The organism is Xanthomonas sp. 3793, assembly GCF_024806835.1.
Taxonomy (GTDB): Bacteria; Pseudomonadota; Gammaproteobacteria; order Xanthomonadales; family Xanthomonadaceae; genus Xanthomonas; species Xanthomonas arboricola_F.
In genome coordinates this window covers 385,732-396,097 of sequence record NZ_JANTYU010000005.1, presented here as the reverse complement: position 1 = coordinate 396,097, position 10,366 = coordinate 385,732, and the positions used below count along the sequence as shown (strand labels likewise).

Sequence of the window (10,366 nt, the reverse complement as noted above, 5' to 3'; positions counted from 1 at the left end):
TAGTTCTCGCCGCCCAATTCCACGGTGGCATCGATCGCGGCCTTGACCTGCACGGCCGCACGCGCCACCACGTTGAAGTCCGGGTTGGTGGATGCGCCGTTCATGTAGCGCGGGTGCGAGAACAGGTTGGCGGTGCCCCACAGCAGCTTGATGCCGGTGTCGGCCTGACGCTGCTTGGCGATGCCGACCATGTGGGTGAGGTTGCTCTGGTACTCGCCGATGTCGTCGGCATCCGGCGACAGGTCCACGTCGTGGAAGCAGTAGTACGGCACGCCGAGCTTGGTGAAGAATTCAAATGCGGCATCGGCCTTGGCTTCGGCACGATTGAGCGCGCTGTTGCCCACATCCCACGGATAGGCGCGCGTGCCCGGGCCGAACGGGTCTGCGCCATTGCCGCAGAAGCTGTGCCAGTAGGCCACGGCAAAGCGCAGATGCTCGGCCATGGTCTTGTCGCCGACCTGCTTGTTGGCGTCGTAGACCTTGAATGCCAGCGGGTTGTCGGAATCGCGGCCTTCGAAGCCGATCTTGCCGATGCCGGGGAAGTATTCCTTCGCGCCGATGTAAACGGTGTTGCTCATGGGGTGAACTCCTGCAGAAAGGGGATGTCGTGGGAGAGAGGGATGGCGTCGACACACTGCGGCGCTGGCACGCGCAACGATCGGTGGCGCCGCGTCGCTGCAGCGCATCTATGCATGCGTGTACTGCTACGCAATGCACAGAATGTTAGCGCTACCAAAAAGCCGACTGAAAAAAGCCGCGCCATACAGCGAAGCCGAAGGTGTCATGCCGATCCCAGCTGAAACGGTCCTGCGGACTTTACCCAGCCCGCCGCCGAAAGGCTTGCTGCGCTGCGAGATGCGAGCTGTTGCGTGGCGGCAGGGTGTGGTGATGGCTGGCGGTTGGTGGGTAGGGGCGTACGGCCCTCACCCGCCCTTCGGGCACCCTCTCCCGCACGCGGGAGAGGGGACCATCAGGCGAGGGGACCATCAGGCGAGGGGACCATCAGGCGAGGGGACCATCAGGAGAGGGGACCATCAGGGGAGGGGACCATCAGGAGAGGGGACCATCAGGAGAGGGGACCATCAGGAGAGGGGACCATCAGGAGAGGGGACCATCAGGCGGGGGACCATCAGGAGAAGGGACCATCAGGTGAGGGGACCATCAGGCGGGGGGACCATCAGGAGAAGGGACCATCAGGAGAAGGGACCATCAGGAGAGGAAACTGCCGGGAAAGGGCTGGGCGGGAAGCGCTCACCCGTAGACGAGGTCTTGCTCCCTTCCCCCGTTCACGGGGGAAGGTGCCCGAAGGGCGGATGGGGGCAGCCACCTCTGGCCTCACGACCAAATCCCAATCCCAATCCCCCCGGCCGCTACAATGGCCGGCTTATGACCGCTGTCCTGCCGCTGCCGCAACCCCTGGCCGACCCCGCGCCGCGCGACCCGCGCCAGCGGCTGCAGCGTGAGCAGCTGCGCCTGGGCAAACGCCTGCAGCGCCAGGTGGGCCAGGCGATTGCCGACTTCGGCATGATCGCGGCCGGCGACAAGATCATGGTGTGCCTGTCCGGCGGCAAGGACAGCTACACCTTGCTGGACATGCTGCTGCACCTGCAGCGCAAGGCGCCGGTGCCATTCACCCTGGTGGCGGTCAATCTGGACCAGAAGCAGCCCGACTTCCCCGCCCACGTCCTGCCCACCTATCTGCGCGGCCTGGACGTGCCATTCGCCATCGTCGAGCAGGACACCTATTCGGTGGTCAGCCGGGTGCTTCCGGCCGGCAAGACCATGTGTTCGTTGTGCTCGCGACTGCGGCGCGGCGCGCTGTATGCCTACGCGCAGGCGCACGGCGTGACCAAGATCGCGCTTGGCCACCATCGCGACGACATCGTGGCCACGTTCTTCATGAACCTGTTCCACCACGCCCGGCTCGCGGCAATGGCGCCCAAGCTGCGCAGCGACGACGGTGCGCATGTGGTGATCCGCCCGTTGGCCTATGTGCGCGAAGCCGACATCGCCGCCTATGCGCAGGCGCGCCAGTTTCCGATCATTCCGTGCAACCTGTGCGGCAGCCAGGAAAACCTGCAGCGCCAGCAGGTCGGCCGGATGCTGCAGCAGTGGGACCGCGAGCAACCCGGGCGGGTCGAGCAGATCGCCCGCGCGCTGGGCGATGTGCGGCCCGAGCAACTGGCCGATCCTGCGTTGTTCGATTTCCTGTCGCTGGGCCGCAGCGGCGAGGCCGCACCGTCCGATCCCGACTCCAGCGCCTGGCTCGCCGCCGGCGACGACACCACACACGACAGCGACTGACGCGGCCCTCGCGGCGGCGCAGTCTTCCCACCCTCCACGTTTCCTCCTCTTCGGTCTGACGCATGTTCTTTCGTAATCTCACCCTGTTCCGTTTCCCGACCACGCTGGATTTCTCCGAAATCGACACGCTGTTGCCGCAGGTGCAGCTCAAGCCGGTCGGCCCGCTGGAAATGAGCTCGCGCGGTTTCATCTCCCCGTTCGGCCGCGACGAGCAGGAAGTGCTCTCGCACCGCCTGGAAGATTTCCTCTGGCTCACCGTCGGTGGCGAGGACAAGATCCTGCCCGGCGCGGTGGTCAACGACCTGCTCGAGCGCAAGGTCGCCGAGATCGAAGAGAAGGAAGGCCGTCGCCCCGGCGGCAAGGCGCGCAAGCGCCTGAAGGACGACCTGATCCATGAGCTGCTGCCGCGCGCCTTCGTCAAGAGCTCGCGCACCGATGCCATCCTGGACCTGCAGCACGGCTACATCGCCGTCAACAGCTCCAGCCGCAAGAGCGGCGAGAACGTGATGAGCGAGATCCGCGGCGCGCTCGGCAGCTTCCCGGCGCTGCCGCTCAATGCAGAAGTCGCCCCGCGCGCCATCCTCACCGGCTGGATCGCCGGCGAGCCGCTGCCCGAAGGCCTGAGCCTGGGCGAGGAGTGCGAGATGAAGGACCCGATCGAAGGCGGTGCGGTGGTCAAGTGCCAGCATCAGGAACTGCGCGGCGACGAGATCGACAAGCACCTGGAAGCCGGCAAGCAGGTCACCAAGCTGGCGCTGGTGCTGGACGACAATCTGTCGTTCGTGCTCGGTGACGATCTGGTGATCCGCAAGCTCAAGTTCCTCGATGGCGCCCTGGACCAGCTCGAACACAGCGAAGACGATGGCGCACGCGCCGAACTCGACGCCCGCTTTGCGCTGATGAGCGCCGAAATCCGTCGGCTGTTCCTGCTGCTGGAAACCGCGCTGAAGTTGAGCAAGGCCGAATAACCAGGACTTCGAACGGTGGCGTCGTCGAGGTGCGTTGCGCGGCTTGAATCATCCGAGGTCTAAATCGAAAAGCTCTGTGGGTCGAGGGCGCGGTGTCCTCACCACTTGCGGGACACGCCGTGAACCCGTCCCTGGGGGCTCGGTGGCGGCATCCATGCCGCCACACGGTCCCGCAACCGGCAAGGACACCGCACCAGACAGTCGGTCGGCTGCTTTCTTGAAAGCGTGGCGCTCGGCTTGCGGTGGGCAGACGCGACGTTTGCAGATTGCGCGTCAAAACGCTTGTCTGCTGCTCGGTCTGCCGTGAGAAGAGTGGTGGGAAGCCGGTCGAGGCACAGTGGGTCAACCATCGCACCTCATCTTCTGCTTGCAGCCAAGTCGCCGATCCGCCGCTCTGCAGCTGTTCCATTCGCGCTATCCAGTACGACGCCCCAAGCACAGAGACTCGGCCGTGCTGGGCGGGCAAGGGCCCTGCAGCCAGGCCGCAGATCTAGCGACGTCGGCTGCGCCCACCTGGCGGTGGGCAGCGTCGTTTGCCAGCCGCTCAAAGAGGTCGCGCCAACATCGAATGCATCAACCGCTTCGTCTCACCACCTGACACATCGCAGCGCTATCCTGTGCCCATGTTCAAGCCCGTCCGCCGCCTGATTGCGCCGCCCTCGCAGGTTGTCGAACGCGACTGCCTGCGCGTGCAGCTGGAAGGGCGCCAGATCGAGGTGCTGCGCGTGCGCGACCCGCGTGCGCGGCGTATCAAACTCAGCGTCGACGAACGCGGCGCGCGGCTCACCTTGCCGCTGCGGGCCAGCCTGATCTCCGGCGAACGGTTCGTGCATGCGCACCTGGACTGGCTGAGCACGCAGCTGTCGCGGTACCAGCAGGTCGATGCATTTCCTGCATTGGAGCGCGGTGTGCCCGGGCTGCTGCCGTTGCGTGGCGTCCTGCTGCCGCTGCACTGGCACGAGGGCCGTTACACGCGCATCGACGTCGACGACGCGGGCGCACATTTCCACGTGCCGTCCAGGCTGGGCGACGCCGGCCTGCGCCGCACGCTGAAGGAATTCTACGAAGCGCAGGCACGCGCCGACGTCGGCCGCTGGTTACCCACGTATCTGCCCGGCTTGCCGCGCCCGCCCACGCGTTTGCGGCTCAAGGTGATGTCCTCGCAATGGGGTTCGCTGGCCCCGGACGGCTCGATGGCGCTGGACCTGGCGCTGGTGCTCGGGCGTCCGTCCGCGTTCGAATACGTGCTGGTGCACGAGCTCTGCCATCTGCTGCAGGCCAATCACTCGCCCGCCTTCTGGGCCGAAGTGGAACAGCGCTTCCCTGCCTGGCGCGACGAGCGCAGCTACTTCCACGAACACGGTCGCCAGCTCAAGGCGCAGCTGCGGCGGCTGCTGCAGGCAGAGTGAGGCCGGCGTCGCTGCGCAAAACCACCGCTGCCGCAGCCTTGCAATCATCCGGATGCGTGTTGAATCCGGCAATGGCTCAGCACGACGGTCGCCTCATGCAAATCGCGCGAAAGGGCATCACGTGGTTAGCGCCACGCGTACGACGCGGCCCTGGCAAGTTGCCGGCAGGCCTGCGGTGACAGCCAGGCGAAGTGCGTTGTCAGGGCGCTGTTCGCAGCCGCCGCACCTGCATCCAGCGTAAGTCCCGACGTCCACTGATCGACGTGACACGCCACCGACCACACCTGCTGCAACAACAGGCGATCATCCGCATCCAAGTCCGCGGTCGCGTGCACCGCGTCGAAAAACGTCCACGGCGCATTCCACAGCGCGAAGGATTCAATCGCAGCGACCACCCGCGCGTGATCTGCCATCGCGCTAGCTGATCTGCCCACCAGACATGCCTGCATCACGCATGTGGCAGCGTCTCCCAAAACCCATCGATCACCGCCGCCACCGCCTGCGGCGCTTCCATATGCACATGGTGGGTGCCCGGCAGCAGGTGCAGGCGCGCGTCCGGCACCATGGCCACGCGGTGGTCGCGCAGGGGGGCGGAAAAATACGGCTGCCCCGGCGTGGCGAAGATGGCCTGGGTGGGGCATGCGATGGCCGCCAGCAGCGCGTCGATCTGCGCTTCGGTCATGCGGATGGCGGTGGGCAGGGTCAGGCGCGGGTCGGTGCACCAGCTGTAGCCGCCTTCGACCACGCGCAGGCCGCGTTCCACCAGCAGGCGTGCCGCCGGCTCGGTCAGTTGATTGGCCATCATGCGGGCGCGCACCGGCGCTTCCATCGAGGTGAACACACGCAGCGGCCGCTGCGCCAGGGTACGGGTCGAGCGCACGGAATCGCGCAACCGCTCGGCGGTGCCCTCCACCGGTTCGGCCAACGCCCCCAGCGCTTCGATCACCACCAACGCGGCGATACGCTCCGGTGCGGCGGCGGCCATCAGGCTGGCGACGCCGCCGCCAAGCGAGTGGCCCAGCAGGGTGAAGCGGTCCCAGCCCAATGCATCGGCGACCTGCAGCAGATTGTGGATCGCGCTGCTCAGCGTGTACTCGGCGCCCATCGGCAGCCACGCGCTGTGGCCGTGACCGGGCAGGTCGATCAGTACCAGATCCAGATCGGGTGCATGCAGATGCGCACTGAGCGGGACAAAGCTGGCTGCGTTATCGAGCCAGCCATGCAATGCCAGCACCCGGCGCGGCCCGCGTTGGGCGCTGCGCAAGCCGGTGACACGCCCGATGGCCAGCTCGCACGCAAACGGCTCCAACCTCACGCGCGGCGCGCCAGTGCGGCCAGCGCCTGCGCATGCGGTGGGGCGGCGTTGAGGCAGGGGATGTAACTGAGCGTGGCGCCGCGCTCGGCCAGCGTTTCGGCAAAGCCCAGGGCCACTTCTTCCAGCGTTTCAAGACAATCGGTGGCAAAGCCGGGGCACACCAGATCGAAGCTGCGTACGCCGCCTTCGGCCAACGCCCACAACGTCGGCTCGGCATACGGCTGCAGCCAGCGCTCGGCACCGAAGCGCGACTGGTAGCCCATCTGCCAGTCGTCCGCGCCCAGGCCCAGCGCAGCGACGATCGCCTGCGCGCTGCGCTCGCATTGCTGCGGGTACGGATCGCCGGCGTTGGCCACGCGTTGCGGCAGGCCGTGGAAGGAGAACATCAGCTTCTCGCTGCGCCCGTGCGCCTGCCAGTGCGCACGGATGGAATCGGCGATCGCCGCCACCCAGCCGGCGTCCTCGCAATAGTCCTGGATCACGCTGACCTCGACCTCCGGTGCGCTGGGCCGCCAGGCATCCACCACGTCCTGGATCGAGGCGGTGGTGGTGGTCGAATACTGCGGATACAGCGGCAACACCACGATGCGCCTGATGCCGCGTGCGCGCAGCCCATCGAGCGTCTTGCGCAGGGCCGGTTCGCCGTAACGCATGGCCCATTCCACCTGCCAGTCGGGCATGACGTCCTTCAGGCCCTCGGCCAGGCGGCGCGTGTACACCGCCAGCGGCGAGCCGTCGGGCAGCCACACCTTGGCGTATTTTTCCGCCGACTTGGGCCCGCGGATCGGCAGGATCACCCCATACAGCAGCGGCTTCCAGAACAGCGGCGGGATCGCCACCACGCGGCGGTCGCTGAGGAACTCGGCCAGGTAGCGGCGCACGGCCGGGGCGGTGGGCGATTCGGGAGTGCCGAGATTGACGACCAGCAGGGCGGTATCGGGGGTGGTGTTCATGCCGGCCATTCTGGCAGAGCCGGGCAGCACTGCCGAGGACAGCGTATCGATCGTTCCGATCTGCGGCGTCTTGCCGCCGGCTGCGCTCACCACCGATTCATTGCGCCAGCACTAACGTCGCGGCATTGCTATCTTTGACGGATCGTCCTTTGGAGCTTGTCATGCCTCGTCTGTCGCGTCTGGCCCTGTTGTTGTCGCTGACCTTCGCCGCCGGCCACGCCGTTGCCGGCCCGGAAGAGGATCAGCGCGCGCGTAACGCGGTGCGGGTGCTCAACGAGATCATGAAGATTCCCGAGCAGTCCATTCCGGACAAACTGCTCGACGAGGCACGCGCCATCGTGGTCATCCCCGACACGCTCAAGGCCGGGCTGGTGATCGGCGGCCGCCGCGGCCACGGCCTGATGTCGATGAAGAATGCCGACGGCAGCTGGTCGCAGCCGGTGTTCGTCAAGCTCACCGGCGGCAGCATCGGCTTCCAGGCCGGCGTGCAGTCCTCCGACGTGGTGCTGGTGTTCCGCAACGACCGCAGCCTGGACAACATCGTCAACGGCAAGTTCACCCTCGGTGCCGATGCCGGCGTGGCCGCCGGCCCGGTCGGCCGCAATGCCGCTGCAGCCACCGACGGCCAGCTCAAGGCCGAAATCTGGTCGTGGTCGCGCGCCCGTGGTTTGTTCGCCGGCGTGGCGCTGGATGGCGCGGTGCTGCAGATCGACGATGCCGCCGACCTCAACGCCTACGGCGGCGGCGCCACTCCGCGCATGATCTTCGAAGGCCGTACCAACGAGCGCCCGTCCACCGACGTGATCGCTTTCCGCGACCGTCTCGAAGAAGTCACCTACACCGCGCGTGCCAATCGCACCAGCGATGGCGACAGCGACGAGACTGCCCCCCCCGGGCCGGCGCGCGCGCCAGGCGCGGCCCCTGCAGCGCAATCGGCCCCGCCGCCGCCGCCGGCCAACGAGGCCAGCACGGTGCCGATGCAGCCCAGCACCACGCCGCCCCCGCAGCAGGGGTTCCAGCCGGTGTCCGATGGCGAAATCCGCACCGAATCACTAGACGGCAACCGCTGACCGGCTGTCATCCCCCTGCGCGGTGCGCTGGGGTATCCTGCGTCTTCCTTCTTTTCAGCAAGCGAGCGGATCATGGGCGGTTTCAGCATTTGGCACTGGCTGATCGTGCTGGTGATCGTGCTGCTGGTGTTCGGTACCAAGCGGCTCACCAGTGGTGCCAAGGATCTCGGCAGCGCGGTCAAGGAATTCAAGAAAGGCATGCACGACGACGACAAGCCGGCCGGCAAGCTCGGCGACGACTCCCGGACTGCCGAGCAGGCGCGTGAGGCGCAGGCCGAACGCGACCGCGACGCGCGCTGATCCGGAGCAGCGTCGGTGTTTGACATAGGTGTTGGCGAACTGACGCTGATTGCGATCGTCGCCCTGGTGGTGCTCGGTCCCGAGCGTTTGCCCAAGGCGGCCCGGTTTGCCGGATTGTGGGTGCGCCGTGCGCGCATGCAGTGGGATTCGGTCAAGCAGGAGCTCGAGCGCGAGCTGGAAGCCGAAGAACTCAAGCGCAGCCTGCAGGACGTGCAGGCCTCGCTGCGCGAAGCCGAAGGGCAGCTGCGCAACACCCAGCAGCAGGTCGAAGAAGGTGCGCGCGGCCTGCATGACCAGGCGCGCGGCCTGCACGACGAGATCGGCCGCGATATCGACATCCGCACCAGCGCCACGCCGGTGGCCGCACCGCTGGAGTTGCCTGCCGATACGCCGGTGGTGCTGGAGCCGGGCAGCGTGCAGCCGCCCGCGCAGGTGCCGGGTCCATCTCCGGTCATTGCCCAGGCACAGCCGATTGCGCCCGCACCGCGGCAGACGCTGGTGCCGGCACCGCACGGCGGCCTGACCTCCACACCGGTGAATGCGCAGGGCAGCACCGTGCCCACGCCCGCAGATGGCAGCAGCACCCAGGAGAAGGCGCCTTGAGCCTGTTCGACGACGCACAGGCCGAGAGCAGTCTGATCGAACACCTGGTCGAATTGCGCGCGCGCCTGGTGCGTGCGTTGATCGGCCTGGGCGTGGTGTTGCTGGCGCTGCTGCCGTTTTCGCGTGCGATCTATTCCTGGCTGGCCGCGCCGCTGATCTCGCAGCTCCCGCTGGGGCAGACGATGATCGCGATGAACCCGGCCGGCGCGTTCTTCGCCCCGCTCAAGCTCACCTTCTTCGTGGCGGTCTTCGTCAGCGTGCCATGGCTGCTGTATCAGGCCTGGGCGTTCGTGGCGCCAGGCCTGTACCAGCGTGAGAAGAAGCTGGCATTTCCGTTGCTGGCCTCGGCGGTGGCGCTGTTCTACATCGGCTGCGCGTTCGCGTATTTTCTGGTGTTGCCGGCGGTGTTCCACTTCCTCACCACGTTCAAGCCGGACGTGATCGCCATTACCCCGGACGCCAATTCCTATCTGGATTTCGTGCTGGCGATCTTCTTCGCCTTTGGTGCCAGTTTCGAATTACCGGTCGCGCTGGTGATCCTGGTGCTGCTGGGCTGGGTCAGCCCCAAACAGCTGAGCGAGGGCCGCGGCTACGCCATCGTCGGTATCTTCATCCTGGCCGCCGTGCTCACCCCGCCGGACGTGGTCTCGCAGCTGATGCTGGCCATCCCGATGTGCCTGCTCTATGAGCTGGGCATCATCGCTTCGCGCGCTGTGGGGCCGAAGAGCGCCTAATTCGCGCTCGGTGTGCGAACTGATCTGGGAATGCAAAGAACCACATCAGAGCAGTTGTTCGAAACATTCTGCGCGCATCATCGGCTGGACTGTCAGCGGATTGCCGAGACATCCAGCCGTACTCCCGACTATCACGTGTGGCTTGGCAGCACGTTGGTGGCGGTCGAGATCAAACAGATCGAGAGTGATCGTGGAATCGATCCGGATGGAGTGTGGTCCAGGACGATCGGTTGGCATGTGCGCCAGAAGATTGTTGAAGCGAGGGGGCAACTACGCGCGGCTGCCAGTGTCGGTATGCCGACGGTGTTGCTGATTTACAACACCGTCGATCCGTTCCAGCTATTCGGCACCGAACAACACGACTTCTTCAGCGCGATGTATGGCGAGCTGACAGTACGCATCGATACGTGCGGTAACGCTGCGAGTGACCTCTTCCACGGCCGTAATGCCACCTTGAGAGAGAATGCCAATACGTCCTTCAGCGGTGTGGGACACCTGCGCGCAACGCGCTCCGGTGCAGAGGTGATCATTTACGAGAACGTGTTTGCCGCCCATCCATTGCCCTTCGGCGACATACCCGACTGCATTGCGGCCGTCCGCGTGGAACTCGATCAGACAAACTGACCCCGCGCAGATGGATCGATCTGCGTAGGAGCGCACCCGGGCGCGAGGGGCGTTCCCGGGAAAGCTTCATCGCGCCCGGGTGCGCT

General features: G+C 66.3%; 11 protein-coding genes and 1 pseudogene. 8 read left to right on the top strand and 4 right to left on the bottom strand.

The window, feature by feature from the left end:
- Positions 1-578 (bottom strand): annotated as a pseudogene (locus FHY18_RS18285) (xylose isomerase); the annotation flags it as partial.
- A gap of 808 nt (positions 579-1,386) precedes the next feature.
- On the opposite strand from FHY18_RS18285, the gene ttcA reads away from it, so the two are divergent.
- The 3 genes from ttcA to FHY18_RS18270 all read left to right on the top strand — a co-directional run bounded on the left by ttcA (position 1,387) and on the right by FHY18_RS18270 (position 4,681).
- Positions 1,387-2,304 carry a tRNA 2-thiocytidine(32) synthetase TtcA gene (gene ttcA, locus FHY18_RS18280; protein ID WP_259158270.1) on the top strand — a complete coding sequence of 306 codons (918 nt, stop codon included), beginning with the start codon at positions 1,387-1,389 and terminating at the stop codon, positions 2,302-2,304.
- A gap of 62 nt (positions 2,305-2,366) precedes the next feature.
- Positions 2,367-3,272: a recombination-associated protein RdgC gene (locus FHY18_RS18275; protein WP_007974628.1), complete on the top strand. Its 906-nt coding sequence runs from the start codon at positions 2,367-2,369 to the stop codon at positions 3,270-3,272.
- Between the two features lie 623 nt (positions 3,273-3,895).
- Positions 3,896-4,681: a SprT family zinc-dependent metalloprotease gene (locus FHY18_RS18270; protein ID WP_259158233.1), complete on the top strand. Its 786-nt coding sequence runs from the start codon at positions 3,896-3,898 to the stop codon at positions 4,679-4,681.
- A gap of 125 nt (positions 4,682-4,806) precedes the next feature.
- On the opposite strand, the gene FHY18_RS18265 is transcribed toward FHY18_RS18270, so the two are convergent.
- The 3 genes from FHY18_RS18265 to hemH are packed head-to-tail and all read right to left on the bottom strand — an operon-like array spanning position 4,807 to position 6,958.
- Positions 4,807-5,094 carry a hypothetical protein gene (locus FHY18_RS18265; RefSeq protein ID WP_259158228.1) on the bottom strand — a complete coding sequence of 96 codons (288 nt, stop codon included), beginning with the start codon at positions 5,092-5,094 and terminating at the stop codon, positions 4,807-4,809.
- A 35-nt stretch (positions 5,095-5,129) separates the two neighbouring features.
- Positions 5,130-5,996: an alpha/beta hydrolase gene (locus FHY18_RS18260; RefSeq protein ID WP_259158225.1), complete on the bottom strand. Its 867-nt coding sequence runs from the start codon at positions 5,994-5,996 to the stop codon at positions 5,130-5,132.
- Positions 5,993-6,958: a ferrochelatase gene (hemH, locus tag FHY18_RS18255; RefSeq protein ID WP_259158464.1), complete on the bottom strand. Its 966-nt coding sequence runs from the start codon at positions 6,956-6,958 to the stop codon at positions 5,993-5,995. The genes FHY18_RS18260 and hemH overlap by 4 nt, the downstream gene beginning before the upstream one ends.
- 152 nt (positions 6,959-7,110) lie before the next feature.
- Here hemH and FHY18_RS18250 point away from each other — a divergent pair, with 152 nt between their 5' ends.
- The 5 genes from FHY18_RS18250 to FHY18_RS18230 all read left to right on the top strand — a co-directional run bounded on the left by FHY18_RS18250 (position 7,111) and on the right by FHY18_RS18230 (position 10,280).
- Complete coding sequence (locus tag FHY18_RS18250) at positions 7,111-8,019, top strand: YSC84-related protein (RefSeq protein ID WP_259158221.1); 909 nt, start codon at positions 7,111-7,113, stop codon at positions 8,017-8,019.
- Between the two features lie 72 nt (positions 8,020-8,091).
- The gene (tatA, locus tag FHY18_RS18245; protein WP_003484969.1) at positions 8,092-8,319 is read left to right on the top strand and encodes a Sec-independent protein translocase subunit TatA; all 228 of its coding nucleotides are present in this window, start codon (positions 8,092-8,094) and stop codon (positions 8,317-8,319) included.
- 15 nt (positions 8,320-8,334) lie between these two features.
- Complete coding sequence (gene tatB, locus FHY18_RS18240; protein ID WP_259157981.1) at positions 8,335-8,922, top strand: Sec-independent protein translocase protein TatB; 588 nt, start codon at positions 8,335-8,337, stop codon at positions 8,920-8,922.
- Entirely contained in the window at positions 8,919-9,656 is a 738-nt protein-coding gene (gene tatC, locus FHY18_RS18235; RefSeq protein ID WP_104628296.1) for a twin-arginine translocase subunit TatC, read from the top strand. The genes tatB and tatC overlap by 4 nt, the downstream gene beginning before the upstream one ends.
- A 30-nt stretch (positions 9,657-9,686) precedes the next feature.
- Entirely contained in the window at positions 9,687-10,280 is a 594-nt protein-coding gene (locus tag FHY18_RS18230) for a hypothetical protein (RefSeq protein ID WP_259157953.1), read from the top strand.
- Positions 10,281-10,366 lie beyond the last annotated feature (86 nt).

Excerpts from the sequence above, each read along its gene's own strand:
- ttcA (WP_259158270.1), top strand. The coding sequence starts at position 1,387 with ATGACCGCTGTCCTGCCGCTGCCGCAACCCCTGGCCGACCCCGCGCCG.
- FHY18_RS18275 (WP_007974628.1), top strand. The coding sequence starts at position 2,367 with ATGTTCTTTCGTAATCTCACCCTGTTCCGTTTCCCGACCACGCTGGAT.
- FHY18_RS18270 (WP_259158233.1), top strand. The coding sequence starts at position 3,896 with ATGTTCAAGCCCGTCCGCCGCCTGATTGCGCCGCCCTCGCAGGTTGTC.
- FHY18_RS18265 (WP_259158228.1), bottom strand. The coding sequence starts at position 5,094 with ATGGCAGATCACGCGCGGGTGGTCGCTGCGATTGAATCCTTCGCGCTG.
- hemH (WP_259158464.1), bottom strand. The coding sequence starts at position 6,958 with ATGGCCGGCATGAACACCACCCCCGATACCGCCCTGCTGGTCGTCAAT.
- FHY18_RS18250 (WP_259158221.1), top strand. The coding sequence starts at position 7,111 with ATGCCTCGTCTGTCGCGTCTGGCCCTGTTGTTGTCGCTGACCTTCGCC.
- tatA (WP_003484969.1), top strand. The coding sequence starts at position 8,092 with ATGGGCGGTTTCAGCATTTGGCACTGGCTGATCGTGCTGGTGATCGTG.
- FHY18_RS18230 (WP_259157953.1), top strand. The coding sequence starts at position 9,687 with ATGCAAAGAACCACATCAGAGCAGTTGTTCGAAACATTCTGCGCGCAT.